Annotated in this window: 22 protein-coding genes; 7 read left to right on the top strand and 15 right to left on the bottom strand. The window is 68.7% G+C overall.

The window, feature by feature from the left end; genetic code table 11:
* Window positions 1-44: 44 nt before the first annotated feature.
* The 6 genes from I0D00_RS14980 to I0D00_RS15005 all read right to left on the bottom strand — a co-directional run bounded on the left by I0D00_RS14980 (window position 45) and on the right by I0D00_RS15005 (window position 8,921).
* Window positions 45-1,022 carry a diguanylate cyclase gene (locus tag I0D00_RS14980; RefSeq protein ID WP_213640635.1) on the bottom strand — a complete coding sequence of 326 codons (978 nt, stop codon included), beginning with the start codon at window positions 1,020-1,022 and terminating at the stop codon, window positions 45-47.
* On the bottom strand, window positions 1,019-4,015 hold the full coding sequence (locus tag I0D00_RS14985; RefSeq protein WP_213640636.1) for a PAS domain-containing protein: 2,997 nt from the start codon (window positions 4,013-4,015) through the stop codon (window positions 1,019-1,021). The genes I0D00_RS14980 and I0D00_RS14985 overlap by 4 nt, the downstream gene beginning before the upstream one ends.
* A 409-nt stretch (window positions 4,016-4,424) precedes the next feature.
* Window positions 4,425-4,796, bottom strand: coding sequence for a RidA family protein (locus tag I0D00_RS14990; RefSeq protein WP_213640637.1), 372 nt, complete (start codon window positions 4,794-4,796; stop codon window positions 4,425-4,427).
* A gap of 74 nt (window positions 4,797-4,870) precedes the next feature.
* On the bottom strand, window positions 4,871-6,430 hold the full coding sequence (locus I0D00_RS14995; protein WP_213640638.1) for a BCCT family transporter: 1,560 nt from the start codon (window positions 6,428-6,430) through the stop codon (window positions 4,871-4,873).
* A gap of 48 nt (window positions 6,431-6,478) precedes the next feature.
* Window positions 6,479-7,468, bottom strand: coding sequence for a membrane dipeptidase (locus I0D00_RS15000; protein WP_213640639.1), 990 nt, complete (start codon window positions 7,466-7,468; stop codon window positions 6,479-6,481).
* 10 nt (window positions 7,469-7,478) lie between these two features.
* Window positions 7,479-8,921 carry an aldehyde dehydrogenase family protein gene (locus I0D00_RS15005; RefSeq protein WP_213640640.1) on the bottom strand — a complete coding sequence of 481 codons (1,443 nt, stop codon included), beginning with the start codon at window positions 8,919-8,921 and terminating at the stop codon, window positions 7,479-7,481.
* A 93-nt stretch (window positions 8,922-9,014) separates the two neighbouring features.
* On the opposite strand from I0D00_RS15005, the gene I0D00_RS15010 reads away from it, so the two are divergent.
* From I0D00_RS15010 to I0D00_RS15025, 4 genes are all read left to right on the top strand, one after another.
* Entirely contained in the window at window positions 9,015-9,932 is a 918-nt protein-coding gene (locus tag I0D00_RS15010) for a LysR family transcriptional regulator (protein ID WP_213640641.1), read from the top strand.
* A 161-nt stretch (window positions 9,933-10,093) separates the two neighbouring features.
* Window positions 10,094-11,815, top strand: coding sequence for a hypothetical protein (locus I0D00_RS15015; protein WP_213640642.1), 1,722 nt, complete (start codon window positions 10,094-10,096; stop codon window positions 11,813-11,815).
* Window positions 11,815-12,561, top strand: coding sequence for a DUF3726 domain-containing protein (locus tag I0D00_RS15020; protein ID WP_213640643.1), 747 nt, complete (start codon window positions 11,815-11,817; stop codon window positions 12,559-12,561). The genes I0D00_RS15015 and I0D00_RS15020 overlap by 1 nt, the downstream gene beginning before the upstream one ends.
* A gap of 24 nt (window positions 12,562-12,585) precedes the next feature.
* Complete coding sequence (locus I0D00_RS15025) at window positions 12,586-13,326, top strand: TSUP family transporter (RefSeq protein WP_213640644.1); 741 nt, start codon at window positions 12,586-12,588, stop codon at window positions 13,324-13,326.
* A 5-nt stretch (window positions 13,327-13,331) separates the two neighbouring features.
* On the opposite strand, the gene I0D00_RS15030 is transcribed toward I0D00_RS15025, so the two are convergent.
* Genes I0D00_RS15030 through I0D00_RS15040 form a run of 3 tightly spaced genes read right to left on the bottom strand, consistent with a single transcriptional unit; the run spans window position 13,332 to window position 17,543 of the window.
* Window positions 13,332-14,405 (bottom strand): lipocalin-like domain-containing protein, encoded by a 1,074-nt coding sequence (locus tag I0D00_RS15030; RefSeq protein ID WP_213640645.1) that lies wholly within the window; start codon window positions 14,403-14,405, stop codon window positions 13,332-13,334.
* Entirely contained in the window at window positions 14,395-16,872 is a 2,478-nt protein-coding gene (locus tag I0D00_RS15035) for an FtsX-like permease family protein (protein WP_213640646.1), read from the bottom strand. Before I0D00_RS15035 ends, I0D00_RS15030 begins: the two co-directional genes overlap by 11 nt.
* Window positions 16,873-16,874: 2 nt before the next feature.
* Window positions 16,875-17,543, bottom strand: coding sequence for an ABC transporter ATP-binding protein (locus I0D00_RS15040; RefSeq protein ID WP_213640647.1), 669 nt, complete (start codon window positions 17,541-17,543; stop codon window positions 16,875-16,877).
* A gap of 158 nt (window positions 17,544-17,701) precedes the next feature.
* Between I0D00_RS15040 and I0D00_RS15045 the strand changes: the two genes are divergently transcribed.
* Window positions 17,702-18,124 carry an organic hydroperoxide resistance protein gene (locus I0D00_RS15045; protein WP_213640648.1) on the top strand — a complete coding sequence of 141 codons (423 nt, stop codon included), beginning with the start codon at window positions 17,702-17,704 and terminating at the stop codon, window positions 18,122-18,124.
* A gap of 104 nt (window positions 18,125-18,228) precedes the next feature.
* Here the strand turns inward: I0D00_RS15045 and ahpF are convergent, their stop codons facing one another.
* The 3 genes from ahpF to I0D00_RS15060 all read right to left on the bottom strand — a co-directional run bounded on the left by ahpF (window position 18,229) and on the right by I0D00_RS15060 (window position 21,647).
* Window positions 18,229-19,785 carry an alkyl hydroperoxide reductase subunit F gene (gene ahpF / locus I0D00_RS15050; protein ID WP_213640649.1) on the bottom strand — a complete coding sequence of 519 codons (1,557 nt, stop codon included), beginning with the start codon at window positions 19,783-19,785 and terminating at the stop codon, window positions 18,229-18,231.
* Between the two features lie 154 nt (window positions 19,786-19,939).
* The gene (gene ahpC / locus I0D00_RS15055) at window positions 19,940-20,503 is read right to left on the bottom strand and encodes an alkyl hydroperoxide reductase subunit C (protein ID WP_213640650.1); all 564 of its coding nucleotides are present in this window, start codon (window positions 20,501-20,503) and stop codon (window positions 19,940-19,942) included.
* A 178-nt stretch (window positions 20,504-20,681) separates the two neighbouring features.
* Entirely contained in the window at window positions 20,682-21,647 is a 966-nt protein-coding gene (locus tag I0D00_RS15060) for an NAD(P)H-quinone oxidoreductase (protein WP_213640651.1), read from the bottom strand.
* A gap of 126 nt (window positions 21,648-21,773) precedes the next feature.
* Here I0D00_RS15060 and I0D00_RS15065 point away from each other — a divergent pair, with 126 nt between their 5' ends.
* Both I0D00_RS15065 and I0D00_RS15070 read left to right on the top strand, forming a co-directional pair.
* A complete protein-coding gene (locus I0D00_RS15065) occupies window positions 21,774-23,852 on the top strand; it encodes a carboxy terminal-processing peptidase (protein WP_213640652.1) in 2,079 nt (692 codons plus the stop codon).
* A 97-nt stretch (window positions 23,853-23,949) separates the two neighbouring features.
* Entirely contained in the window at window positions 23,950-25,710 is a 1,761-nt protein-coding gene (locus tag I0D00_RS15070; RefSeq protein WP_213640653.1) for a bifunctional diguanylate cyclase/phosphodiesterase, read from the top strand.
* Here I0D00_RS15070 and I0D00_RS15075 read toward each other — a convergent pair.
* Genes I0D00_RS15075 through I0D00_RS15085 form a run of 3 tightly spaced genes read right to left on the bottom strand, consistent with a single transcriptional unit; the run spans window position 25,707 to window position 26,853 of the window.
* Entirely contained in the window at window positions 25,707-26,174 is a 468-nt protein-coding gene (locus tag I0D00_RS15075) for an SEL1-like repeat protein (protein WP_213640654.1), read from the bottom strand. The two genes, I0D00_RS15070 and I0D00_RS15075, sit on opposite strands and share 4 nt — an antisense overlap.
* The gene (locus I0D00_RS15080) at window positions 26,174-26,539 is read right to left on the bottom strand and encodes a hypothetical protein (RefSeq protein WP_213640655.1); all 366 of its coding nucleotides are present in this window, start codon (window positions 26,537-26,539) and stop codon (window positions 26,174-26,176) included. The genes I0D00_RS15075 and I0D00_RS15080 overlap by 1 nt, the downstream gene beginning before the upstream one ends.
* A complete protein-coding gene (locus I0D00_RS15085) occupies window positions 26,536-26,853 on the bottom strand; it encodes a helix-turn-helix domain-containing protein (RefSeq protein WP_213640656.1) in 318 nt (105 codons plus the stop codon). The genes I0D00_RS15080 and I0D00_RS15085 overlap by 4 nt, the downstream gene beginning before the upstream one ends.
* Window positions 26,854-26,982: the final 129 nt, after the last annotated feature.

The raw sequence follows: 26,982 nt of genomic DNA on the forward strand, positions 1-26,982 counted from the left end.
TGCGCAGGGGTCGCCGCGCGGCCCCTGGCCGAACCCAGCGTGGCTCAGGTCTGGGCCGCGGCGTCGTGATCGGCGGGGGTCAGGGCGCAGCAGACGCGCCCGCGGCCCTGCTTCTTGGCGCGGTAGAGCTGGGCATCGGCCAGGGTGACGAGCGCCCTGCACGACTCACTCGAATCCGGGCCCAGCACGGCCGCGCCGATGCTGATCGTCACCACGGCGGCGACAGCGGAATCGAGGTGCTCCAGGTTGAGCTGGCGGACCGCATCCACCAGTCGCTGGGCGATGACCCGCGCGCCGGCCTCGTTGGTTTCCGGCAGCAGGAAGACGAACTCCTCACCGCCATAGCGCGCCGCCAGGTCGCCGGGGCGGCTCATGCTCGCCTTCAGCAGCGACGCGACCCGGCGCAGGCATTCGTCGCCGGCCTGGTGGCCGTAGCGGTCGTTGTAAGGCTTGAAGAAGTCGACATCGATCATCAGCAGCGCCAGCGCGCTGCCATTGCGCCGTGAGCGACGGAACTCCAGCTCCAGCCGCTCCTCGAACTGGCGACGATTGGCGATGCCGGTCAGGCCGTCGACGAAGGCCATCTCGCGCAGGCGATCGGCCTGGAACTTCAGCGCCAGGTGGACATTGACCCGGTTGCGCAGGGTCAGCGGGTTGAACGGCTTGTTGACGAAATCGACCCCGCCGGCGGCCCAGCAGGCGGTTTCCTCGTCCAGGGACTCCCGCGCGGTGACGAAGATCACCGGGATTGCCTGGGCCTGCGGCAACTGCTTCAGGCGCCGGCACAACTCCAGCCCGTCCATCCCCGGCATCACCACGTCCAGCAGGATCAGGTCCGGCGCCGAATGGGCGCAGATATCCAGGGCCTGCTCGCTGCTGGTGGCCATGAACACCTCATGCTCGGCAGAGAACAGCTGGTGGATCAGCCTGACGAAGACCGGTTCGTCATCGACCACCAGCAGGCGCGCGCGTCGTCCTCCGAGGTCGTAAGGGCCTGGCCCGGTGCCGCAGCTTGTGCTCATTCTTCCTCCCTGTTAGCCAGCAAAGCCTGGCACTGCACCATCGCCGCGGCAAAATCGAGTCGTTCGATCGCCTCCCCCAGCTGTGCCAGCGGGCGCGAGGCGGCACCCTGATAATGCTTGCTCAACCGGTCGTACGCGAACAGTGCGCCCATATTATGGGTCGCCAGCAATTGCCACAACGCCAACAGCTCATCGTGCAGGCTGTCCTCGCTCATGCCGGGGCCGGGCGTCCGGGCCTCGACCTCGTCCGGCACCTCGGCGAGCAGCAGGCCGGCCGCGCCCGCCGCGTCGCGCCCGGCGCTCTGCAGGGCCGCGCCCTGCTCCGCCCAGCGCTCCGGCGTGCAGTCGCCCGCCAGCAGCTGAACGGCCTCGCCCGCCACCGCCGCGAACGCGTCGGCCCCCAGGGTCGCGGCCAGCCCCTTGAGGTTGTGCAGCCGCGCGCGGAGCCGTGCGCGCTCCTCCTCCAACGCCTCCGGCAGCTCGGCCAGTTGCGCTATGAACTGCGCCAGGGCCTGCCGGTAGATCGCCTGGTTGCCTTCGAAGCGCCGCAACGCCGTAACGCTGTCGAGCACGGGCCGCGGCTCCGCCACGCCCGTCACGGGCGCAGGCGCCTGCCGCGGGCCCCGCCCGGTCAACCCGCGGATCACCGCGACCAGGGTGGCCAGCTCGAACGGCTTGCCGATATGCTCGTTCATCCCCGCCTCCAGGGCGGCGGCGCGATCGGCGGGCATCGCGTTGGCGGTCATGGCGATGATCGGCAGCTGCTCGCTGGCGTAGCGGCGGCGCATCTCATGGCAGGCGGCGTAGCCGTCCATGCCGGGCAGCTGGATGTCCATCAGCACCGCATCGAACGGCGTCTGGGCCGAGGCCAGCGCGGCGACCCCGGCCTCGCCATCGCAGGCGACCTCCACCTCGGCACCGGCGCTGGCCAGCAGGGCGTGCGCCACCTGCCGATTGGTCGGGTTGTCCTCGACCAGCAGCAGGCGGAGGCCGGACAGCTCCCGCGACCGCGCGTGGACGCCGGCGGGGCGTGGCGCACCGGGGCCGACCGCCAGGGCCGCCGCGCGCGGCTCCGGCTGAGTCGGCGGGACTTCCACGGCGACGACGACCAACCCCTGGCTGGCGCCCTGCTCCTCGTGCAAGGCGGTCACTGTCAGCAGCGCCACCTGCGCCGAGCCGTCCTTGCGGATCAGGGTCCAGCGGTGCTGGTTCGGCAGGTTGCGTCGGGTCTTGGCGATCAGGGTCTCGAAGCCCGGCGCCAGCGTCTGCTGCAGTTCCCGCGCGAAGCGCTCGGCGCGCTGCGCGAGTTGCCGGGGGTCGAGCCAGAGCAGCGGCGTGTGCTGGCCGACAAGTTCCTCGGCGGCATAGCCGAGCAGGCGTTCGGCGGCAGGATTGCACAGGGTGATCAGCCCCTCCAGATCGGTGGCGAGCACGCCGTGGCCGGCGCCGGCGAGCGCCGCACGCGACAGGCCGGCAGCGCGCCGGACCTGCTCCGTGCGCGCCTGCACCAGGCGTTCGAGCGCGGCCCGAGAGTCCTCGGCCGGCGTATCCGGCAAGGGCTGGGCGGCCGGCGCGCGGACGGTGTCGGCCAAGCCGATGATGCCGCTGGCGGTCGCAACCGGAGCGACCGTCAGGACGACCGGCAGCAGGCTACCGTCCCGGCGTCGCCGCTGGCACTCGAGCGGCGGCAGCATTTCCCCCGCCAGGGCGCGCTGGCGCAGGCTGCGATCCTCCTCGGCCAGCGCCTGGGGCACGACCAGCTCGGCCAGGGGCTGACCGATCGCCTCCTCGGCGCGATAGCCGAACAGCCGCTGCGCCGCCGGATTCCAGCTGCTGACCAGGCCGTCGAGGGTGCTGCCGATGATCGCGTCCTGGGCGCCCCCGACTATCGCCGCCAGGGCGGCCTGGCGCCGGTACAGGGCACGGCGCTGGCGATGCAGGGCGAGCACCAGCAGCGCGGCAAGCACGCCGCCGCCGAGCAGCGCCAGCGCCACGGTCTTGCGCGCGGTTGTTGCGGCGCTCGCGACCTGGGCGTCGTCCATGACCATGGTCAGGGTCAGGCCGGAGTCCTCGCCAGTCCCCGGGTTGAGCGCCAACTGACGGCTAACCGCGTAGGCGGTGGTGGCCGGCGCCAGCAGGACCTGCTGCACGCGCCGTTCCGGCGGCATCGGGCCGGCGCCGAACTCATCCTGCCAGCGCCAGTTGCGGCCGGACTCCGACGCCAGGCCCCGGCCCGAATCCGGATGCAGCAGGAAATAGCCGTCCCGGTTGCTCACATAGACCCGTAGCGGCTGCTCGCCCGGGCTGGCCCGCATGACGGCCAGCAGCCGGCTGGCATCCAGCTCCACCAGCACTACGGCGAACACGGCTCCGTCGGCGCCTATCACCGGCGCCGCCAGGCGCATCGTCAGCACCGGCGACTGCCGTTCATCGGCGCCCTCCTCGCGCTCGATGGCCGAGACGAACACCTCGTTGTTGCGGAGCCTGAGGGTTTCCCTGAAGTAATGGGCATCCCCCCGGCGCTGCAGCTGCTCGGCGCTCAGCACCTGGACCCGACTGCCGCGCTGGACCACCCGCGCCAGTTCGCGCCCGCCATCGGCGACGCCGATCAGGCTGACCTGCAGGACATCGGGGGTGGTCGTGGCGAAGGCGCTGAAAATGCCTTCCAGACGGCGCTGCCAGCTCTCCAGCGAACTCTGCTCCAGCGCATCGTAGCCCTGGTTGCCCGTGGCCCGGGCGATGCCGAAGACCGGAGGGGTCTTGGCGAGCAGGCGCACCTGCTGGCGGCGGCGGTCGACCTGCCGCGCCAGGGACTCCAGGCGCAGCTGGCTCTGCGTGTGCAGCTCGTTGTCCACCTGGCTCAGCGCATGCTCGCGGGCGGCGCCCCCGGCAAGTTCGGTGACGATGGCGGCCAGCCCGCCCCACAACAGCAACGCAGCGAGCATCAGCCGCCAGTCGAGGGCGCGCTGGAAGTTGGCTCTAAGTGGGCGCACTCACTCGCTCCTTCGGCTCAGGTGATGCAGTGGCGCGCAAGGGCGCAATGGCTTTGCCCCTTCCAGCCGGCACAGCGGTGTCGGCCAACCCGGAGCGGGCTGCATGCTGCCTGTGCAGCGTGGGAATCTCAAGCCTCCTGTGCGCCACGCGGCAAAGGATGGCCGACGCATGCACCACCGCCCAGGGCGTGGCGCCGAGTCCGCCAGCCATGCCTTGAAGGTAGCCGACGTGGGGGCGGAGCGCCGAGGCGCCGCAGCAAGCGCCGCGGCTCTTGTGGAGCCTGGCTGCTCGTGCGGGAGAAGGGAGGGATACCGCCGGGACGGTGCGGTGGCCGACTCGGCGGAATGAGCGCCCCTGGGGCGCTCGCTGCGCCGCCGCGGATCACGGCCGGCGCGGCAGCAAGGCGAATCAGGCGGCGGCGTAGACCACCAGCTCCACCAGCATTTCCTCGCGCGCCAGGCCGGCGATGACCATGGCCGCGCGATTGGGGTACGGCGCCCTGAAGTATTCGGCGTAGACCGCGTTGACCGTGGCCAGGTAGCTGCGGTCGGTGACGTAGATCAGCACCTGGGTCACCGCGTCCATGCCCAGGTTCGCGCATTCCAGGGTGTGCTTGAGGTTGTCCAGGGTCTGCCGGGTCTGCGCCTCGATGCCGCCGGGCACCACCTGGCCCTGGGCGTCGATGGGAATCTGCGCGGTGTACAGGGTGCCGTTGCCGATCACCGCCCACTCCAGCGGGGCCTTGGACGGAAACAGCTGGGTCTTCACGGCCTGTTGCATGGCGTGCTCCTATTTTCTGCGGAATAAAAAAGGGGGAGGCGACGGCTGCCGCACTCCCCCAAAACTTGCGGGGATTAGAGCCCTTGCTCGTCGGCCATGCGCCGAGCGATCTGCGGGGCGTTCCACAGCGCCGGCAGCAGCACCAGCGACACCGGCACGGCGGTGATGACGATGAACGATTGCAGCGCGCTGATGCCGCCCGAACCGATGGAGATCAGCAGGGCCGCCACCACGCCCATCATCACGCCCCAGAACACGCGGATTTCCGAGCGCGGGTGGTCGGTGCCGGTCATCACCATGGAGATGGTGTAGGTCATCGAGTCGCCGGTGGTGGTGACGAAGATGATGGTGAGGATCAGGAACAGCACCGAGATCAGGTAGCCCAAAGGCAGCTGCGCGGTGATCGCCAGCAGCGCGCCGGGCAGGTTGAAGCCGGCGAAGGCTTCGGACACCGAACCGGGGTTGCTCAGCTCGAAGGCCAGGCCGCTGCCGCCGACTATGGTGAACCAGAAGCAGGTGATCACCGGCGCGACTATCGAGATCATGGTCACCAGCTCGCGGATGGTACGGCCACGGGAGATGCGCGCGACGAACATCGCCATCAGCGGGCCATAACCGAGGAACCAGCCCCAGAAGAACACCGTCCACCAGTCCAGCCAGGCCGGGTCGGCGCGGAAGGTGGCCATGGGGATGAACTTGTCCAGGTAGATGCCCATGGACTGCAGGTAGGCATCGAAGATGAACGCGGTCGGGCCGAACAGCAGGATGAACAGCATCAACACTACCGCCAGCACCACGTTCAGCTGGCTGAGCAGCTTGATCCCACGGGTCACCCCGGACACCGCGGAGAGGGTGTAGATGCCGACCAGGATGCAGATGATGGTCAGCTGGGTGCCGTAGTCGTTGCCGATGCCGAACAGCTTCTCCAGGCCGAAGCTCACCTGCAGGCCGAGGAAGCCGATCGGGCCGATGGTGCCGGCGACCACCGCCAGCACGCAGCAGGCATCGACCAGGGCGCCGAACCAGCCGGTCATCACGCGCTCGCCGAATACCGGGTAGAGCAGCGTGCGCGGCTTGAGCGGCAGGCCCTTCTCGTAGTGCAGGTGCATCAGCACTATGCCGCTGAGGCTGCCGAGAATCGCCCAGGCGAGGAAGCCCCAGTGCATGAAACTCTGCGCCAGCGCGTTGTAGGCCGCCTGCGGGGTGCCCGTCTCACCGCCGTGCAGCGGCGGTGGCGAGAGGAAGTGGGCCATCGGCTCGGCCGCCGCCCAGAACACGCCGCCGCCGGCCAGCAGGGTGCACATGATGATCGACACCCAGGTGTAGGTGGGCATCTCGGGCTTGGCCAGGGCGCCCAGGCGCACGCGGCCGGTGCGGCCGATGGCCAGCAGCAGGCCGATGACGAAGGTCAGCAGCAGCAGCACCTGCCAGTAGGCGCCAAACAGCTTGGTCGACCAGGCGAAGGCGGCATTCACCCACTGGGTCATCAGTTCGATGTCCAGCAGCGCGAGGATGGCGAAGAGCAGGACGAAGCCGCCGCTCATCAGCAGCACCGGTATATCCACATCACGCAGCAGGGAGCTTTTGCCACTGTCGACGGCCCCCAGTTGGGCCGCCTGCGATTTGCTGTTCATAGTGTTCTCCTGACAAGAATCTTGTACTTGTTGAGTTGTTCAGGACAGTTACGGGGCAGGCTTGAGGCCCTGCTCCAGGGTGTGCAGCCAGTTGAGCCCCATCACCTTGGCGGTGTCCTCTGCAGTGAAACCGCGCTGCAGCAGGCCCTGGGTGATGTTCGGGAAGTCGCGGCTGTCGCCGAACCAGCCGAGCGGCTTGGGCCAGTCGGCGTTGCTCGCCGAGCCCTCGCCGTAGTCGACCTGCTTCGACCAGCGGCCGCTGCGCATCCACTCCAGCACCGACTGCGGCTGGTTCTGGCACAGGTCGGTGCCGATGCCGATGTGGTCGATGCCGATCAGGTCGGCGGTGCGCGCGACCATGTCGCAGAACTGCGCCAGGGTGCAGTCCGAGCCGTTGTGCAGGTGGAAGGGGTACAGGCTGAAGCCGAGCAGGCCACCGGACTGGCCCAGTTCACGCAGCACGGTCTCCGACTTGTTGCGCTTGGCCGGATGGAAGAACCCCGGATTGGCGTGGGAGATGATGATCGGCCGGCTCGACAGCTCGATCGCCTCCAGGGTGCTGCGCTCGGCGCTGTGCGACATGTCGATGAGCATGCCGACCCGGTTCATCTCGGCGATGGCCTGCTTGCCGAAGCGCGTGATGCCGCTGTCGCTGCCCTCGTAGCAACCGGTGGCCAGCAGGCTCTGGTTGTTGTAGGTCAGCTGCATGATCAGCAGGTTGAGCTGGCGGAACACCTCGATCAGGGCGATATCGTCCTCGATCGGCGAGCAATTCTGCGCGCCGAAGAAGATCCCCACCTTGCCCAGCTCCTTGGCTCGGCGAATGTCGGCGGCGTCAGCCACCGGCATGATCAGGTCGCCGTGCTGCTCGAAGCGGCGGTTCCACTCACCCAGGCGGCTCAGGGTCTCGCGGGCGTTCTCGTGGTACACCAGGGTCACGTGCACCGCAGTGACCCCGCCCTGGCGCAGCTGGGTGAACAGCTCGCGGTCCCAGTTGGAGTACTGCAGGCCGTCGATCACGATCAGGTCGTCATGCATGGCGCACACCTCAGGCACGGATGTAGGTGGTCTTGACCACGGTGTAGAACTCGCGGGCGTAAGTGCCCTGTTCGCGCGGGCCGAAGCTGGAGTTCTTGCGGCCGCCGAACGGCACGTGGTAGTCGGTACCGGCGGTCGGCAAGTTGACCATCACGCAGCCGGTCTTGGCGCGGCGCTTGAAGTCGCTGGCGTACTTCAGCGACTGGGTCATGATCCCGGCGGTGAGGCCGAAGTCGGTGTCGTTGAGGGTGGCCAGGGCCTGCTCGTAGTCGGCGACCTTGATCACGCAGGCGATCGGACCGAACACCTCGTCGCGGTTGATCCGCATGTCGTTGCGGGTGTCGACGAACAGCGCCGGGCGCATGTAGAAGCCCTCGTACTCCTCCTCGATGCGCTCGCCGCCACAGACCAGGCGGGCGCCCTCGGCCTGGGCCTGCTCGATGTAGCGCAGGTTCTGCTCCAGCTGCTTGCCGTCGATCACCGCACCGATCTGCACGCCCTCGCGCAGCGGGTAACCGACCTTGAGCTGGCCCATGCGCTCGACCAGCCTGGCGACGAAACGGTCGTGCACGCCGGCGGTGACGATCAGCCGCGAGGACGCGGTGCACTTCTGCCCGGTGCCGAAGAAGGCGCCGTTCAGCGCGCACTCCACCGCCTGCTCCAGGTCGGCGTCGTCGAGCACGATCAGGGCGTTCTTGCTGCCCATCTCCAGCTGGCAGCGGACGAAGTTGGCGGCGGTGGCGCTGGCCACCTTGCGCCCGGTCTCCACCGAGCCGGTGAAGCTCAGGGCCTGGATCTTCTGCGAGTGGATCAGCGCGTCGCCGACCGTGGCGCCGCTGCCCATCAGCAGGTTGAAGGTGCCGGCCGGCAGCCCCTGGCGGGCGATGATCTCGGTCAGCGACCAGGCGCTGGCCGGTACCGCGTTGGCCGGCTTGAACACCACGGCATTGCCGAAGGCCAGGGCCGGGGCGATCTTCCAGGCCGCGGTGGCCATGGGAAAGTTCCACGGGGTGATGATGGCGACCACGCCCACCGGCTCGCGGCGGGTCTCGATTTCCACGCCGGGGCGCACCGAGTCGGCGGTCTCGCCCATCTGCCGCAGCACTTCGGCGGCGTAATAATGGAAGAACTGGCCGGAGCGGTAGACTTCACCCATGCCTTCGGCCAGGGTCTTGCCCTCCTCGCGGGCCAGTTGCTCGCCCAGCTCGGCCTTGCGCGCGATCAGTTCGTCGCCGATGGCCATCAGCACCTGGTAGCGCTGCTCCAGGCCGCTCTGCTGCCACTGCTCCTGCCCGGCCTGGGCGGCGGCCAGGGCCTGCTCGACCTGCTCGGCATCGGCCTGGGCGTACTGGCCCAGCACGTCCTGGACGTTGGCCGGGCTGACGTTGGCCACGCTGCGGGTGCCGGTGACCCATTCACCGTTGATGTAGTTGCGGAAGATATCAGTGGACATGTGCGCCTCCTCTCAAGCTGTAGCCGAATGGTAGGCGCCGTCCGAAATAAACTAAAATTAATAGTAAATATTGTTTGATAAGGAAAACTTACCATGCTGCCCGAGCTGAAGATCGCCCAATTGCGGCATTTCGTCTGGGTCGCCGAGCTCCAGGGTTTCCACGCCGCGGCGGAGAAGGCGCACCGCACCCAACCGGCCATCTCCCTGTCGATCCGCGACCTGGAGGGCAAGCTCGGCCAGGCCCTGTTCGAGAAGCGCAATGCCCGCGCGGCGCGGCCGGAGCTGACCCCCTTCGGCGTGCAGTTCATGGTCTATGCCAAGGAGCTGATCGCCCACCACGACCGGGTGGTCAACGACATGAACCTGATCGCCCAGCACAAGTCCGGGCATCTGCGCATCGCTTCCGTGCCGTCGATCGCCAGCCGCCTGCTGCCGGACATACTCGCGCGCTTCATCGGCGACGCCACCGACCTGCATGTCAGCCTGTTCGACGACAGCTCCGAGGCGGTGCTGGCGATGGTCGAGAACCAGCAGGTGGACTTCGGCATCGCCAGCCTGTGGGAGGCGGACAGCGACATCCGCTTCACCCCCATCTGGGAGGACAGCATCGGCGTGGTCTGTCGTAGCGACCACCGCCTGGCCGATGAAGCCACGCTGGGCTGGCAGCAGCTGCGCGGCGAGCGACTGATCGCCAACGGCACCTCGCGCCTGCTGTCGGGCACCGAGGCCGAGGAGCTGGTGGCCGACGCGCAGTTCTATATGTCCAACATGATCTCGCTGCTGGCCATGCTCGAGGCGGGCATGGGCATCACCACCTTGCCGCGCTTCGCCTTCCCGGCCGAACACGGCCAGTTGCGCTTCATCCCCCTGAACGATCCACTGGTGGGTCGCGACATCGGCATCGTCTGCCTGGCCAACCGCTCGTTGCCGGTGGCGGCCCAGGCCTTGTACGAATTCATCCTGCGCGATGCCGAATTGAATCCGGCTCGGGCGGACAAGGGATCACACTGATCGAAACTGCCATCCAGATAAGTTTCACTTATCAGCTGATAGGCCGATCTGAATTGCTCCGGGCCAGGCGTTGCACCACCATCGGCGGCAGATAACAACAATCCGCCGCACCCTGCGGGTCGAACCGCCGGGTGTGCACCGCATCACTCGAGGGCAAGCCTATGAGCACTCCATCCAGCATCGAACCGGGCATCGGCGGGGCCAGCGCCCTGCGCCTGCGTCCGCCCCACGTGGTGATGGACCTGGAACGCCTCGGCAGCCTGCACCAGAGCCGCCTGAGCTTCATGCGCTGCCTGGTGCGCAAGATCATGCGCGAGGGCTGGCGGATCGAGGCGCGGCGCTTCGAGCTGGATGAGCAGGGCTACGGCACGGTGATCTACCGCATCCAGACCAGCGGCGATCTATTCAGCTTCGTGCTGTTCTCCCAGTACCTCGACCCGGACAAGCGCAACGACCGGGTGATCGCCAGCGAATGGGACCTGACCATGGCCCTGTGCGAAGGCGAGGTGGACGACGACTACGTCGAGTTCCTGCGCCGCAACGTGCCGCTGCAGGAGGCCGGACGCCTGGATGCGCGGGTCATGGTGCTGTCGCGGGCCAACCGCAGCGTGCGCAACTTCGACAGCGTGGTGGACGCCCTGAGCGCCGGCCGCCAGCCCGAGGTCGAGCAGATCGCCCGGGTCGGCTACCTCTACCGCACCACCGCGGTCTACGGCAGCGGCAAGCTGGGCATGGCCGACTGGGAGAAGGTCAGCAGCAAGCACCCGGACTTCGCCCGGCCCTTCGCCGCGGAGATGTTCAACTGCTTCATGCTGCGCAACTTCAGCCTGCAACAGGCCGAGCACATCGCCCGCCGGCGTGCGCCGGACACCGCTGTGCCCCTGCAGCCGCAGCTCAAGCGCTATTTCGGCATCGGCAACTCCACCGGCCTGGGCATGGCGCCCTACCTGATCAACCACCCGCAGCTGATCGGTCGCTGGATCGAGATGCGCGAGCTGGCCCTGGCCCGGGTGCGCGGCCTCGGCCAGGTCACCGCCGAGCGCCTGGCGCGCCTGCACGGCCTGGTCGAGCGCGGCATCCGGCATATCGAGCAGACCGTCACCGAGGACGCCTGGCAGACCGAGAACAACCGGGTGGTGCTGGAGGACTTCGCCGCCCTGCAGGACTGGCTCGCCAGCCAGCCCCTGGAGAGCTGGGCGCAGCTGCTGGGCTGGGCCGAACGCCAGCTCAGCCTGCAGGCCCAGGAGCTGCTCAACTGCATCCTGCTGGAGCTCTACCCCGAGCTGGTCGACAGCCTGGAGGACAGCTTCGCCCTGGTCGAGTCCCTCGAGCTGCAGCCGCAGATGCCGGCCGGCGAGCTGCGCAGGCTGATCGAGCAGCACTACGCCTGGGCCCTGGCCATCGACTTCGACGCCGACGGCGCCACCGAGACCTTCTGGTACCGCTCCGAGGAGAAGCAGGAGCCGCGCCTGGGCAACTGCAACCTGGAGAGCGGCCGCGACAAGCAGATGCCCCTGGGCATCGGCTACCTGGCGCAGCAATGCCACCGTCAGCTGTGCGCCTACCTGGCCGAGCACCCCGAGCAGTGCACCGCCAGCTTCCTCCTGCGCCACCCCGAGCAGCGCGGCATCGTGCGGCGCATGCAGAGCATGGCCAGGACCCACTACGGCGAGATCCAGGCCAACCTGCTGGACCGCGAGGTGCTGCCGATGCACCTACTGCGCTGCAAGCTGGCCTTCTTCGGCGTCAGCAAGTTCGACCCGCGCTCCAAGCTGTGGGTGCGCAACACCATGTTCCAGGGCGCGCCGCTGCTCGAGGACATCGGCCAGCCGTTCGAGGACGACTGGTTCCTGCCCCTGGCCCCGACCCCGGAGACACGCTGATGCTGATTTCGTCGAATGAACTGACCGCCCTGCTCAAGCGCGTGTTCGAGGGCATGGGCTACCCGGTCGGCTACTACGAGGACGCCGCCGCCCTGGTCAAATGGCTGCAAGTGCACGGCGAGCAGGGCTTCGGCGAGCTGCAGCGGGCCCTGCCCTTCGTCGCCGACCGCGAGCGCCCGGCCTTGCAGTTGCTCGCCGAGGAGAGCCAGGCGCTGCTGTTCGACTGCCATGGCCGCAGCGCCCTGAACTGCCTGCCGAGCATCGTCGAGCTGGCCGAGACCAAGGCCCTGGAACAGGGCTGCGTCAACGTCAAGGTGCGCAACTGCCACAACCGCAAGTTCGTCCTCAAGCTGCTGGTCGACTGCGCCCGCCAGGGCATCAGCGGCCTGGCCTACTGGCAGAACGGCAAGCGGCCGATCAGCGAGCACGTCGCCAGCATCGCCGCCGGTGCCGCCTACCCGAGCTACAGCGAGGCGCTGCTGGTCGACCCGGCCAGCGCCGACACCCAGACCCTGACCCTGCTGCTGAGCACCCGCATCGACCTGCTCGGCCAGCTGCACGGCAGCTCCGGCCAGCGCAGCGGCTACCGCCAGGTCAGCCCCGAGCAGTTCGCCCGCGCCGGACAGGGCGCCCTGGAAGGCGGCATGGATATCGCCATCGAGCTGTGGCAGCAGCTCAATCAGCTGGCCGAGGCGGTGCTGGTGGAGAACTCCGAGCAGTCGCGCAGCGGCGCCGGCGGCCGCTGACCCCGAACGACGAAGCGCGCCCGCATGAGCTACAGCGCCCTCGACTGCCTGGCGCTGCTGATCGTGCTGGGCGGCTGCCTGGTGCAGGCCCTGCTGGGCATCGGCTTCGCCCTGCTGGCCGCCCCCCTGCTGTACCTGCTCGACCCCGGCTATGTGCCGGGGCCGGTATTGCTGCTGGGCTTCCTCCTGGCCTGCTGCATGCTGCTCGGCGAACGCCAGGCCCCGGCCTGGCGCCGGCCGCTGCCGGCCATCCTCGGGCGCCTGCCCGGGGCCTGGTGCGGCGGCCTGCTGCTGGGCCTGCTGCCCGGCGCCTGGCTCGGCCTGCTGCTGAGTGCCTGCGTGCTGCTGGCGGTGCTGTCCAGCTACCGCTGGCTGGCGCTGCCCTGCAGCCCGCGCAACCTGGCCCTGGCCGGCTTCTGTTCGGGGCTGATGGGCACCGCCACCGCGGTCGGCGGCCCGCCCATGGCGCTGGTCTACCAGGGCCGCGAGGCCGCCGATACCCGGGCCGAGCTGGCCGCCTTCTTCCTCCTGACCACCCCGGCCTCGCTGCTGGCGCTGCTCTACCAGGGGCGCCTGCCCCTCGACGACCTGCTCAGCGGCAGCCTCAAGCTGGCCCCCGGCGTGCTGGCCGGCTACGGCCTGGCGCTCTGCCTGCGCGGGCGCTTCGATCGGCACAACCCGCGGCGGCTGCTACTGCTGCTCGCCGGGCTGGCCGCCGGCGGCCTGCTGCTGCTCAGCCTGTGGCGGCTGTGGGCTGGAGCCTGACCCCCTCAATAGCCGGTCATCTCCAGATAGCCCACGCCCGAGTGGCTGCCGGCGAAGCGGATCGGGCCCTCCCAGTAGGGGAAGCGCGTGGCCATCCAGGAATCATCCTGCAGCGGAGCGGTGTCGACCGCCAGGCCCTTGGCGGCCACCTGCAGGGTCCAGCGGATCGGCATCCGCCGCCCCGCCACGCGCGCAAAGCCGGTCGGGGTCAGGCGGATGTCGCGTTCCTCCAGAGCCTGGCTGCTGCCATCGGCGCCTATCCAGGTGCCCGCGCGGTAATGCCGGCCGTCGGCGTGGCGCAGCTGGAACAGCATCAGCTTGTCGCCCGAGTCCAGATGCAGGGAAAACCAGTCCCAGCCCAGCTGGTCCGCGGCCAGGGGCTGGCTGCTCCATTCGCGGTCGAGCCAGGCCAGGCCCTCGACCTCGCTGGCCTGGCCGTCCAGCTCGACCTCGCCCACGGCCCGCAGGAACGGCTGGCTGTAGTAGTAGGACGCCTGGCCCTGGCCGGACTTCTGGCTGTAGCCCTGGCGGCCGTGCAGCACCGGTCCCTGGTCGCTGCTCAGGCGCAGGCGATAGGCGAAGTCGCGGCCCCTGGCCCGCAGCTGCAATTCGCCCAGGCCGTCCTGCTGCGGCGCCAGGCTGCGCAGCTGCCAGTCGTCGATCCAGGCGTGCAACGGGGTCGCCTCGACTCCGGCCTGGCCGATGCCACCGCGGGCGAAGGTCTCGGCGAAACGATGGCCGTCGGGGCCGGTCAGCGCCGCATGGCCCATCCACAGGGTGCGGTTGTCCCAACCCGTCGCGCTGTCGCCGGGGCGCAGGGCGTTGCGAAACAGCGTCCACTGCAAGCCCCAGGACCGCCCCTGGCGATCCCTGAGGTTGGCGGTGAGGTACCACCACTCGATGCGGTAGTCCGGGTGGGCGCCGTGGTCGGCCGGAAACACCAGGGGCCTGCCCGGCTCGACTTGGGCGAAGGCCTCGGCGCCACTGCCGAGCCCGGCGAAACCCTGGGGCGACGGCGACTGGCCGTCGCAGGCCAGCAGCAGGCCGGCCAGTGCCAGCCCGATGCCTCTAGCGTTCATCGGCGAAACTCCGCAGCAAGGCCGCCGGGCTGCTGCGCGCCAGGCGCCACAGCGGCCAGGCGACGGCCAGCAGGCTGGCCAGCAACGCCAGGCCGAACAGTTGCAGCAGTTGCCCGGGGAAGACCTGCAGCGGCAGGCGCCAGCCAAAGGCCTGCACGTTGACCACCGCCACCAGCCACCAGGCCAGCAGCAGCCCCAGGGGCAACGCCAACAGCAGCGTCAGGGCGGCCAGCAGCAGGGTCTGGGCGAGGCTCAGCCAGGCCAGGCGCCGGCGCGTCACCCCTACCGCCCAGAGCGGCGCCAGCTGGTTCAGGCGGCTCTGGCCGAGGGTCAGCAGACTGATGAACAGCGCCACCCCGGCGACGCCCAGGGTCAGGCTGTTGAGCGCGGCGGTAGCGGCGAAGGTGCGCTCGAACACCCTCGCGGACCAGGCCTTGAGCGAGGCCTGGTCGATCAATCGGCTGTCGTCCAGGGCGAAGCGCGCCTGCAGCGCCTGGATCAGTCCGGGCACCGCCTCGGGGGCCAGGCGCAGGCCGAAGCTGCGCGGCGCCAACCCCGGCCAGTGGCGCCGCAGGCCCGTGGCGGCGACCAGCACATGGCCCTTGGGGTTGCCATAGTCGGCGTAGATGGCCAGCACCTCCAGGCGCCAGTCGCCTTGCGGGGAGGCCAGGGTCAGGTGCTCGCCCAGCTGCAGGTCTAGGCGCCGCGCCAACTGTTCGCTGAGCATCAGCCCTTCGCCTGCGGCCAGGCGCGTCCAGGGATCGGCCGAGGCCTGCAGCAACGGCCAGTGCGCGCGGTAATGCGGGTGATCGCGGATGCCGGTCAGCTCGACCGGCCAGCCTTGCACCGGCAACTCGACCCGCCAGCTGGGCAGCACGGCGCGCACCTCGGGGCGCCGCTGCAGCCAGGCCGCGATGGCCCCGGCCTGCTCGACGTCGGCCGGGGTCAGGTACAGCTCGGCGGCCAGGCGCTGGTCGAGCCAGGAGGTGAAGGTGCGGCGAAAGCCCTCGGTCATGCTGCCGACCCCGACGCTCGCCGCCAGCGCCAGCAGCAGGGCCATCAATGCCAAGGCCAGGCCTGGCAACTGCTGCCGACTGTCGGCGACGAACCACTGGAGCAGCGGCCGCCGGCAACGGGGCAACAACCCCGCCAGCAGCAGGTCGAGCAGCACCGGCAGGGCCAGCGCCGCGCCCAGCAGCAAGGCGGCGAGGCCGACGAAGCCGGCCAGCAGGCTGTCGCTCAGCCACAGGGTCGCCAGGGCCTGCCCCGCCAGCACCGTGGCCAGCAGCCCCTGGCGCCGCAGGCCCTGTGTCTGGGCCTGCCGCCAGGCCTGCGCCTGGGCCAGGGCCAGCACCGGCATCCGCGCGGCGCGCAGCAGGCTGCCGGCACCGGCCAGCAGGGCGCCGAGCAGACAGATCGCCAGCGCGCCCAGCCACCAACTCGGCGCCAGGCTGAGCTGCCCGGCCACCTCGGCGCCATACAGGCCGCGCAGGCTGGCGACGACATCCGGCAGCAGCCAGGCGGCCAGGGCATAGCCGCTGGCCAACCCGGCCAGCCCACCGATCAGCCCCAGCAGCGCCAGCTCCAGGCCGAGGGCCAAGAGTAGCCCCCGCAGACTGACCCCGCAGGCCCGCAGGCTGCGCAGCAGCGCCCGGCGCTGTTCCAGGGCCAGGCCTATGGCGGCGTGGACGATAAACAGGCCGACGACGAAGGCCAGCAGGCCCAGGGCGCTGAGGTTGAGGTGGAAACTGTCGGTCAGCTGCGCCAGGTCCGCCGCCTGATCGCCGCGGCGCAGCACCAGCTGCTCGGCCAGCCCTGCCGGCAGTCGGGTCCCGGCGCCTTCGAACTCGCTGTCGAGCAGCAGTCGCGACAGCTGTCCGGGCGCATCGAGCACCCGCTGGGCCACACCGATGTCCACCAGCAGCACACCGGGCGCCAGGCCCGGCCAGACCTGCAGCGGCGGCAACGCCTGGCCGGTCTCGCCGAGCGGCTGCGCGCCGGGCGCCAGCCCCAGCTGGGCGAGGGTCTCGGCGGCGATCCAGGTACGCCCTGGCGGGCCGAGGAAGGTCGCCAACTGCTGGCGCCCGGCCGCCTGGCCCGCCAGTCCGCTGCCGGCCGGCAGCGTCAGGGGTTCGATGCCGATCAGCTGCAGACGCGGCTCGCTCTGCCCACGCAGCCGCAGGCGGCCCTGCAGCAGCGGCGACACCGGCCAGCCGGCGCGGCGCAGCGCGACGAACAGTTGCTGGCTGAACAGGCCGCCGTGGCGTGCCATGAGGGCCGGCTGGCGCTCGCCACCGAGCAGCCGGTCGGCCCGTGCGTAGCTGTCGCGGGCCTGGCCGTTCAACGCCTGTACCCCGCTCCACAGGGCGCTCGCCAGCCACAGGCCGGTGAGCACGGCGAACAGCTGCACCGGGTGACGCCACCAGTGACTGGCCAGGCTGTGCAGGGTCCACCGGAGCACGCCCACCTTCAGCGCTCCGTCGCTTCCAGCAGGCGGCCGCCGTGCAGGATCAGGCGACGCTGCAGGCGCGCCGCCACCTGCGGACTATGGGTCACCATCAACAGGCTGGTGGCACTGTCGCCGAGCAGATCCAGCAACAACGCCAGGACCTCGTCGGCGCTGCGCTCGTCCAGGCTGCCGGTGGGCTCGTCGGCCAGCAGCAGCGGCGGTCGCGCGGCCAACGCCCGGCCCAGGGCCACTCGCTGCTGCTGACCCACGGAAAGCTGTTCGGGGTAACGACGCAACACGGTCGCCAGGCCCAGGCGCTCGCTCAGCTCGGCCTGCCACTGCGCGTCATGACGCCCGGCCAGGCGCGCCTGGAACGCCAGGTTGTCGGCAACCGACAGGCTGGCGATCAGATTGAACTGCTGGAACACCAGGCCGATGCCATGGCGCCGCCAGGCCGCCCGCTGGGATTCGTCGAGCCGCTCCAGGGCGCGCCCGTCGATCCGGATGCTGCCGGCGTCGGCGCGGTCGAGGCCGGCCACCAGGTGCAGTAGGGTGCTCTTGCCGCTGCCGGACTCGCCCATCAGCGCCAGGCTGGCGCCGCGCTCCAGTTGCAGGTCGACCCCGCGCAGCACCGGCAAGGGGCCCTGCGGCGTCGAGTAGTTCTTGTACAAGCCCTGAATGCTGAGCATCTGCAAACCACCCCGGCGAGCACTGCCCGGCGACGAATGCCGGGCACCGGCCAAGGAGAGTCTAGCGCCGCACGGCAATCGACCAGGCGAATCGCGCAGAAACTGATTTACTGAAGGAGTGCAGCGTCGCGCTCACGCAACCGAACAGGAGAGCCCCGATGAAAGTTCTGTACTCGACCCAGGCGACCGCCACAGGCGGCCGCACCGGCAAGGCCAGCACTGCCGATGGCGCCCTGGCCGTGACCCTGACCACGCCCATGGAACTGGGTGGCCCGGGCGGCGAGGGCAACAATCCTGAACAACTCTTTGCCGCCGGCTATTCGGCCTGCTTCCTCGGTGCGATCAAGTTCGTCGCCGGCAAGCAGAAGGTCGCGATCAGCGACGACAGCTCGGTCACCGCCACCGTTGGCATCGGCGCCCGCGACGACGGCGAGGGCTTCGGCCTGGACGTGGCCCTGGAGGTCCGCCTGCCGGGCATCAATCACGCCGAGGCCGAGGCGATCGTCGGCCAGGCCCATGTGGTCTGCCCCTACTCCCACGCCACCCGCAACGGCCTGGTCGTGCGCACTATCGTGCTGTAGCCGATGCCCGACCACTGCGCCGGACTGGCAAGGCGCGATAAACCCAAAGAAAACGGCTAACCCTGGGGTTAGCCGTTTCTCTGTTTCGCCGGTCGATCAGCCCATCAGACCGAGCGGATCAGGTGATCGAAGGCGGAGAGCGAAGCCTTGGCGCCCTCGCCCACGGCGATGACGATCTGCTTGTACGGCACGGTGGTCACGTCGCCGGCGGCGAAGATACCCGGCACCGAGGTCTCGCCGCGCGAGTCGACGATGATCTCGCCGCGCGGCGACAGCTCGATGGCGCCCTTGAGCCAGTCGCTGTTGGGCAGCAGGCCGATCTGCACGAAGATGCCTTCCAGCTCGAGCGTGTGCAGCTCGTCGCTGGTGCGATCCTTGTAGACCAGCGCGTTGACCTTCTGGCCGTCGCCTTTGACTTCGGTCGTCAGGGCGCTCTTGATCACGGTGACGTTGGCCAGGCTGCCCAGCTTCTTCTGCAGCACCGCATCGGCGCGCAGCTGGCTGTCGAACTCGATCAGGGTGACGTGGGCGACCAGGCCGGCCAGGTCGATGGCCGCCTCGACCCCGGAGTTGCCGCCGCCGATCACCGCCACCCGCTTGCCTTTGAACAGCGGACCGTCGCAGTGCGGGCAGTAGGCCACGCCACGGCCGCGGTACTGCTGCTCGCCGGGCACGTTCATCTCGCGCCAGCGGGCGCCGGTGGCGAGGATCAGGGTCTTGGCCTTGAGGCTGGCGCCACTGTCGAAGCGCACCTCGTGCAGGCCGCCGGCACTGCTGGCCGGGATCAGCGCGCTGGCGCGCTGCAGGTTCATGATGTCGACGTCGTACTGTTTGACGTGCTCTTCCAGGGCGCGGGCCAGCTTCGGCCCCTCGGTCTCCTGCACCGAGATGAAGTTCTCGATGGCCATGGTGTCCAGCACCTGACCACCGAAGCGCTCGGCGGCGACGCCGGTGCGAATGCCCTTGCGCGCGGCATAGATGGCGGCCGCGGCGCCGGCCGGGCCGCCGCCGACCACCAGCACGTCGAACGCCGCCTTGGCGTTGAGCTTCTCGGCATCCCGGGCGCTGGCGCCGGTGTCGAGCTTGGCGAGGATCTGCTCGGCGTCCATGCGCCCCTGGCCGAACAGTTCGCCGTTCAGGTAGATGCTCGGCACCGACATGATCTGCCGCGCCTCGACTTCGTCCTGGAACAGCGCGCCGTCGATGGCGACGTGGCGGATGCTGGGGTTGAGTACCGCCATCAGGTTCAGCGCCTGGACCACGTCCGGGCAGTTCTGGCAGGACAGCGAGAAGTAGCTCTCGAAGCGGAAATCGCCTTCCAGGCCCTGGATCTGCTCGATCACCTCGGCCGCCAGCTTGGACGGGTGGCCGCCGACCTGCAGGAGCGCCAGCACCAGCGAGGTGAACTCGTGGCCCATGGGGATGCCGGCGAACCGCAGGCCGATGTCCGCACCGGGGCGCTCGAGCGAGAACGACGGCACGCGGCTGTCGCGGCCATCGGTCTTCAGGGCGATCTTGTCGCTCAGGCTGACGATGTCCTGCAGCAGCGCGAGCAGTTCCCGGGATTTGTCGCTGTCATCGAGGGACGCGACTATCTCGAACGGCAGGGTGACCTTCTCGAGGTAGGCCTTCAACTGGGCTTTCAGATTGGCGTCCAACATGGCGAAATGTCCTCAATGACGAAATTCGGGCAATAAAATGCCCGGGCGGATCGCGCCCGGGCATTCGGGCACTAGAAGGGCTGGGTTGCAGCCCTAACAGCGCAGAGGGGTTCCCGGCTCCGGAGCAGCTGCCCGGAGCGGGAAGGCGGCAGATTTAGATCTTGCCGACCAGGTCCAGCGACGGGGCCAGGGTGGCTTCGCCTTCCTTCCACTTGGCCGGGCACACTTCGCCCGGGTGAGCGGCGGTGTACTGGGCGGCCTTCAGCTTGCGCAGGGTCTCGGAGATGTCGCGGGCGATCTCGTTGGAGTGGATTTCCACGGTCTTGATCACGCCTTCCGGGTTGACCAGGAAGGTGCCGCGCAGGGCCAGGCCTTCTTCGGCGATGTGCACGCCGAAAGCGTTGGTCAGGGCGTGGGTCGGATCGCCGATCAGCGGGAACTGAGCCTTGCTGACGGCCGGGGAAGTCTCGTGCCAGACCTTGTGCGAGAAGTGGGTATCGGTGGTGACGATGTACACCTCGGTGTTGGCATCACGGAACGCGGCGTAGTTGTTGGCGGCGTCTTCGATCTCGGTCGGGCAGTTGAAGGTGAAGGCTGCCGGCATGAAGATCAGCACCGACCACTTGCCCTTCAGGGACTGCTCGGTGACTTCGATGAACTTGCCGTTGTGGAAAGCGTTGGCCTTGAAGGGTTGAACTTGGGTGTTGATGAGGTTCATCTCTGCTTCCTTTTGAGGGTTGAGAATTTTGACCCGGCGAATCTTATAGATAGATGTTCTAAAAATCCTATTGAATGAGCCCATCGGACCGATGGGCTATCTCAATCGTGTCCCATGGAACCCATCGAGAAATCTATCCGGGGCATCGCCGCAGGCTGCGACTGTGCCCCGGCCCCGCTCAGGCCAGACTGCCGTCGATCAGCAGTGCCAGCTTGCCGCTGACCTGGTTGCCGGCCAGCTCGGCGAAGGCCAGCTCGGCCTCCTCGGGCGGAAAGCTGCGCATCAGCTGCGGTTTGAGCCGGCCCTCGGCGAACAGCGGCCAGACCTGCTGCTGCAGCTCGCGCAGCAGATCCGCCTTGAACTGCTCGTCGCGGCTGCGCAGGGTGGAACCGATCAGCTGGATGCGCTTGCCCAGCAGCAGCGCCAGATCCAGCTCGGCCTGGCGTCCGCCCATCAGGCCGATATTGATCCAGCGGCCGTCCTGGGCCAGCAGCTCCAGGTTGAGCGCGGCATAGTTGCCGCCTACCGGGTCGAGGATCACGTCGAACGGGCCGAAGTCGCGCAGCGCCTGTAGGCCGTCGCCTTCGCGCAGCACGCCGCCCTGGGCCCCCAGGGACTCGCAATAGGCCAGGCGCTCGGCCGAACCGACGCTGACCCAACAGGGGTTACCGAAGGCCTTGCACAACTGGATGGCCGCCGAGCCCACGCCGCTGGCGCCGGCATGCAGCAGGACCTTCTCCCCCGGCTTCAGGCCGGCCAGCTGGAACAGATTGAGCCAGGCGGTGGCATAGACCTCAGGCACGACCGCGGCTTCGGCCAGGGAAAGCCCCTCCGGCAGCGGCAATGCATGCCGCCCGTCGACCACCACCTCCTCGGCCATGCCGCCACCGGCGAGCAGGGCGCAGACCCGGTCTCCGACCTGCCAGTCGCAGCCGGCGCCGACCTCGCTGACGATGCCCGCGCATTCCAGGCCGAGCGCCGCACTCGCCCCCGGCGGCGGCGGATACAGACCGGCGCGCTGCAACAGGTCGGCCCGATTCAATCCGGCCGCCGCCACGCGGATGCGAATTTCCCCCACATCACAGGCCGGACTGGGCTGCTGCGCCCATTCCGTCCGGCCTTCAACGCCTTGCAATGCCTTCACGCTGCCTCCATAGTGGATTTGAACGGGTCCGACGGTTTCGCTGGGCCTCTGCTTTGCGCCCATGGAACTCGGCGCCCCTCAAGACGGCCTAATATGCGTTATCAATTACCCCCGCGTCGAATCAGCATGAAGCGCTCTCTGCTCTGCGCCACCCTCGCCTTTGCCTTCGCTCTGGGCACGCTGCCGCTGGCGGCGAAAACCGCCCCGGACACCGCCTGGGACTACCTGCAGCCGGATCGCGAACAGGTCATCGCCAGCCTCAACGTCGTGGAGCTGTTGAAACGCCACCACTACAACAAGCCGCCGCTGGATGACGCGCGTTCGGAGAAGATCTACCAGGGCTACCTGAAGATGCTCGACCCGGCGCGCAGCTATTTCACCGCCGGCGATATCGCCGAGTTCGACCAGTGGCGCAAGCAGTTCGACGACCTGCTCAAGAGCGGCAACCTGGAACCCGGCTTCGTCATCTACAAACGCCAGCTGGAGCGCCTGCAGGGGCGCCTGCAGTTCGCCCTCGCGCTGCTCGACAAGGGCATCGACAAGCTCGACTTCAGCCTCGACGAGAGCCTGCTGATCGACCGCGAGAACGCCCCCTGGGCCAAGGACCTCGCCGAACTGGACGACCTGTGGCGCAAGCGGGTGAAGGACGAGGTGCTGCGCCTGAAGCTCGCCGGCAAGGAACCCAAGGCCATCCAGGAGCTGCTGACCAAGCGCTACCAGAGCCAGCTGGCGCGCCTGCAGCAGACCCGCGGCGAGGACGTGTTCCAGACCTACATCAACGCCTTCGCCACCTCCTACGACCCGCACACCACCTACCTGTCGCCGGACAACGCGGAAAACTTCGACATCAATATGAGCCTGTCCCTGGAAGGCATAGGCGCGGTGCTGCAGACCGACAACGAGTACGTCAAGGTGGTGCGCCTGGTCCCGGCCGGACCGGCCGAGAAGAGCAAGCAGATCGCCCCGGCGGACAAGATCATCGGCGTGGCCCAGGGCGACGGCGACATGGTCGACGTGATCGGCTGGCGCCTGGACGAGGTGGTCAAGCTGATCCGCGGCCCGAAGGGCTCGCTGGTGCGCCTGGAGGTGATCCCGGCAAACAACGCGCCGAACGACCAGAGCAGCAAGGTGGTCAGCATCACCCGCGAGGCGGTCAAGCTGGAGGAGCAGGCCGCGAAGAAGTCGGTGCTGCAGCTGAACCACGAGGGCCGCGACTACAAGCTGGGCATCATCGAGATTCCCGCCTTCTACCTGGACTTCAAGGCCTTCCGCGCCGGCGACCCGAACTACAAGAGCACCACCCGCGACGTCAAACGCCTGCTCAGCGAGCTGGAACAGGCGAAAGTCGACGGCGTGGTCATCGACCTGCGCAACAACGGCGGCGGCTCGCTGCAGGAAGCCACCGAGCTGACCGGGCTGTTCATCGACCAGGGCCCCACCGTATTGGTGCGCAACAGCGACGGCCGGGTCGACGTGCTGGCCGACGAGAACAGCGGCACCTACTACACCGGCCCCATGGCGGTGCTGGTCAACCGCCTGTCCGCCTCGGCCTCGGAAATCTTCGCCGGCGCCATGCAGGACTACCACCGCGCGCTGATCCTCGGCGGGCAGACCTTCGGCAAGGGCACGGTGCAGACCATCCAGCCGCTCAACCATGGCGAGCTGAAGCTGACCCTGGCCAAGTTCTACCGCGTCTCCGGGCAGAGCACCCAGCACCAGGGGGTGATCCCGGACATCCAGTACCCGGACGTGATGGACACCAAGGAGATCGGCGAGAGCGCGCTGCCCGAGGCCCTGCCCTGGGACAGCATCCGCCCGGCGATCAAGCCGGAACTGGATCCGATCATGCCCTTCCTCGCCGAGCTGCAGGCACGCTACGACGACCGCACGGCGAAGAACCCCGACTTCACCTTCACCCGCGAGCGCCTGGCCCTGGCCAAGAAGCTGATGGGCGAAACCACGGTCAGCCTCAACGAGAACAAGCGCCGCGCCCAGCAGAGCGATATCGAGGCCCAGCAGCTGGTCATCGAGAACAACCGGCGCAAGGCCAAGGGCCAGGCGCCGCTGACCGAACTGAAGGTGGAAGACGAAGACGCCTTGCCGGGCGAAGACAAGACCGCGGCGCAGGACGATGCCTTCCTCGCCGAAAGCGGCCACATCCTCCTGGACTATCTCGGCCTCAACGCCTCCCTGGCCAAGCAGTAACGCCGGGACGTCATCAAACGGTCATTAATCTGTCGTGAAATGCAGGGGTCGATAGCGATATCGGCCCCTTCGCACTTTCTGGATAGCGAGCCCCAAGATGACCGTCACCGAGCAGTTGAGCGCACTGGGCCACATCCTCGCTCACGGCGACCTGCACAGCCTGTTCCAGCCCATAATCTCGCTGTCCGAGCGGCGCATTCTCGGCTACGAGGCCCTGACCCGCGGCCCGTCCAACAGCCCGCTGCATTCGCCGATCAACCTGTTCGCCGTGGCGCGCCACGCCGGCCGCCTGAGCGAGCTGGAACTGGCGTGCCGCACCAGCGCCTGCAAGCGCTTCAGCGAGATGAAGCTGGACGGCAAGCTGTTTCTCAACGTCTCCCCCGACTCGCTGCTGGAGTCGAAGCACCAGCCCGGACGCACCCTGCAGCTGCTGCAGGCCCTGGGCATCCCGCCGAGCCGGGTGGTGATCGAGCTGACCGAACAGTCCCCCACCGAGGACTTCTCCCTGCTCGACAATGCCCTGCACCATTATCGCGCCATGGGCTTCTCCATCGCCCTGGACGACCTCGGTGCCGGCTACTCCAGCCTGCGCCTGTGGTCGGAGCTGCGCCCGGACTACGTGAAGATCGACCGCCACTTCATCGATGGCATCCATCAGGACGCGGTCAAGCGCGAGTTCGTCGGCTCCATCCTGCAGATGGCCAAGGCCTCCCGCGCCGAGGTGATCGCCGAGGGCATCGAGCTGGAGGAAGAGCTCGCGGTGCTCTCCGAGATGGGCATCAACCTGGTACAGGGTTATCTGATCAGCCGCCCCCAGGAACAGCCGCCGCGCGAGCTCCTCGGCCTGCTGCCGCGACTCGACAGCCCCCCCGTCGCCCTGGGCGAGGAAGGCAGCGACCTGTCCGCCCTGCTCAATGAACAGCCGGCGGTGTCCCTGCACACCTCGACGGCCGAAGTGTTGGAAGCCTTCCGCGTCCAGGCCAACCTCAACTCCCTCGCCGTGCTCGACCAGGCCCAGCAGCCGGTGGGCATCGTCCATCGCCACTCGCTGGCGGACGCCCTGCTCAAGCCCTTCGCCACCGAGCTGTTCGCCCGCAAGCCGATCAGCCGCCTGATGAGCGACGACTTTCTCGCCGTCGAACTGGGCCAGTCCCTGCAGCAGGTCAGCCGCCTGCTCACCAGCCGCGCCCGCCAACGCATCGAGGAGGATTTCATCATCACCCAGGGCGGCCGTTACCGGGGCATGGGCCGGGTCATCGACGTGCTCAAGCTGATCACCGAGCTGAAGATCCAGCAGGCCCGCCATGCCAACCCCCTGACCATGTTGCCGGGCAACGTGCCGATCCAGCAGTGCCTGACCCGGCTGCTGCAACAGGCCCGGGAGGCGGTGGTGTGCTACGTGGATATCGACAGCTTCAAGCCCTTCAACGACCTCTACGGCTATGCCAAGGGCGACGAGGTATTGCTGTGTCTGGCGCAGTGCCTGAGCGAGCGGGTCGATCCGTCGCGGGACTTCGTCGGCCATATCGGTGGCGACGACTTCCTGCTGGTGCTCGGCTCGGCGGACTGGCGCACTCGCCTCAATCGCCTGCTGGAGGACTTCCAGAGCCAATGCCGGCGCTTCTACAGCGAAGAGCACCTCGATGCGGGCTGCTTCGTGTCGCACAACCGCCACGGACAGCGCCAGGAGTTCGCCCTGCTCTCGCTGTCGCTCGGCGTCGTGCACCTGCGTCCCGGGCAATGTGCACAGCTCGATGCCGCACAACTGGCCGGCCTGGCTTCGGAGGCCAAGCGCCAGGCCAAGGCAGTGCCCGGCTACAGCCTGCACATCATCGATACCGGGAAGTTGTCGGCCTAGAGCCCGAGTGCCTGCGCCCGCGCGGCCAGGCGCGCCGCCCGCTCGGCATCGGCCGGCAGCCCCGCGGCGCCATCTCGATAGAGTTCGGCCAGGCGCCGCGTGGCCAGGGGGTGTCCCGCCGCGCTTGCCAGCGCCCACCAGCGCGCTGCCTCAGAGGCATCGGACGCCTGCCGCGCATCGCCGGCCAGACTCAACAGCCCAAGCTGGTAGGCGGCCTTGCCATCGCCGCCTTCGGCCGCCAGGCGCAACAGCCGAACACCCTCCTCCCGCGCGCCCAGGCCCTGGCCGCGAAACAACAGGATATGCCCGTAGAAGCTCTGCGCACCCACGTCGCCCAGGCTCGCCATGCGCGCGAAGCGGCCCTCCAGCCAGCGCCAGCCACGCGGCTGCCTGACCCACCAGGACCAGCGGAACAGGCGCCTGGCCAATGCATAGCCGAGCCGCGCGCGCAGCCGATGGAGCATCAGGCCTCTTCCGGATAACTGAACTCGAATACCCGCGCCACTTCGCCGGCATGCCAGGACGCTGCGGCCACCCCGTCGGAGGCGCCATTGAAGCGGCCCAAGCGGGTCACGCAGTCGAAGAAACCGGTACGCGGCAGGCGGCTGGCGCCCTGGCTGATCACCAGGGCGCTGCGCAGCGGCCGCTCGGCCCGTGCATCCAGGGCCGCGAGGTGTTCCAGCGCGGCGGTCAGGGTCTGCATGGCCGGGCTCGGCAAGGCCAGGCGCTCGATCAACGCGCGATAGGTCAGCAGGTGACGCTGACGCCGAGCCTCCTCCAACTCGCCGAGCAAGGCTTGCCAATGCTGGCGACTGATACTGACGGTCAAGACGCCGACTCCCAGCCCGCAACCCCGAGCGTCCAGGCCAGTGCACGCTGGATGGCGGCATCCGGCTGGCGCTCGCCGCTTTCGATCATCCCCAGGTAGTGCGGGCTGATGCCCACGGCGCGAGCCAATTGCTCCGCCGACAGCCCCTTGGCCTCGCGCAGGCGGGCCAGTTGACTCAATGCCGGGGCCTCCGCTGCCTGGGGCGCCGCCACCGGCGCCACGCGGCCGGCGGCCTGCAGCAACGCCTGATACTCCGCCCACGGCAAGACCGCGTACTGCGGCTCGCCGTCATTCTTGATCACTTGTACATTCATCTTCGACTCTCCATGGGAAACGGTACCGAGAGCTCCAGTACATTCCTTGCAGGGCCCCATGTTACCAGCCCGATGCGCCAAGAGGCGCGCTCGAGCGCGCAACTGGGCACGCCGGCGCTAGGCGGGCAG

The organism is Pseudomonas lalucatii (assembly GCF_018398425.1).
GTDB lineage: Bacteria > Pseudomonadota > Gammaproteobacteria > Pseudomonadales > Pseudomonadaceae > Aquipseudomonas > Aquipseudomonas lalucatii.

Bases quoted from the DNA above. Each gene is read 5' to 3' on its own strand.
- I0D00_RS15015 (WP_213640642.1), top strand. From the start codon at position 10,094: ATGAGCACTCCATCCAGCATCGAACCGGGCATCGGCGGGGCCAGCGCC.
- I0D00_RS14995 (WP_213640638.1), bottom strand. From the start codon at position 6,430: ATGAACAGCAAATCGCAGGCGGCCCAACTGGGGGCCGTCGACAGTGGC.
- I0D00_RS14990 (WP_213640637.1), bottom strand. From the start codon at position 4,796: ATGCAACAGGCCGTGAAGACCCAGCTGTTTCCGTCCAAGGCCCCGCTG.
- I0D00_RS15085 (WP_213640656.1), bottom strand. From the start codon at position 26,853: ATGAATGTACAAGTGATCAAGAATGACGGCGAGCCGCAGTACGCGGTC.
- I0D00_RS15030 (WP_213640645.1), bottom strand. From the start codon at position 14,405: ATGAACGCTAGAGGCATCGGGCTGGCACTGGCCGGCCTGCTGCTGGCC.
- ahpC (WP_213640650.1), bottom strand. From the start codon at position 20,503: ATGAACCTCATCAACACCCAAGTTCAACCCTTCAAGGCCAACGCTTTC.
- I0D00_RS14980 (WP_213640635.1), bottom strand. From the start codon at position 1,022: ATGAGCACAAGCTGCGGCACCGGGCCAGGCCCTTACGACCTCGGAGGA.
- I0D00_RS15020 (WP_213640643.1), top strand. From the start codon at position 11,815: ATGCTGATTTCGTCGAATGAACTGACCGCCCTGCTCAAGCGCGTGTTC.
- I0D00_RS15000 (WP_213640639.1), bottom strand. From the start codon at position 7,468: ATGCATGACGACCTGATCGTGATCGACGGCCTGCAGTACTCCAACTGG.
- I0D00_RS15070 (WP_213640653.1), top strand. From the start codon at position 23,950: ATGACCGTCACCGAGCAGTTGAGCGCACTGGGCCACATCCTCGCTCAC.
- I0D00_RS15075 (WP_213640654.1), bottom strand. From the start codon at position 26,174: ATGCTCCATCGGCTGCGCGCGCGGCTCGGCTATGCATTGGCCAGGCGC.
- I0D00_RS15010 (WP_213640641.1), top strand. From the start codon at position 9,015: ATGCTGCCCGAGCTGAAGATCGCCCAATTGCGGCATTTCGTCTGGGTC.
- I0D00_RS15025 (WP_213640644.1), top strand. From the start codon at position 12,586: ATGAGCTACAGCGCCCTCGACTGCCTGGCGCTGCTGATCGTGCTGGGC.
- ahpF (WP_213640649.1), bottom strand. From the start codon at position 19,785: ATGTTGGACGCCAATCTGAAAGCCCAGTTGAAGGCCTACCTCGAGAAG.
- I0D00_RS15065 (WP_213640652.1), top strand. From the start codon at position 21,774: ATGAAGCGCTCTCTGCTCTGCGCCACCCTCGCCTTTGCCTTCGCTCTG.
- I0D00_RS15045 (WP_213640648.1), top strand. From the start codon at position 17,702: ATGAAAGTTCTGTACTCGACCCAGGCGACCGCCACAGGCGGCCGCACC.
- I0D00_RS15005 (WP_213640640.1), bottom strand. From the start codon at position 8,921: ATGTCCACTGATATCTTCCGCAACTACATCAACGGTGAATGGGTCACC.
- I0D00_RS15040 (WP_213640647.1), bottom strand. From the start codon at position 17,543: ATGCTCAGCATTCAGGGCTTGTACAAGAACTACTCGACGCCGCAGGGC.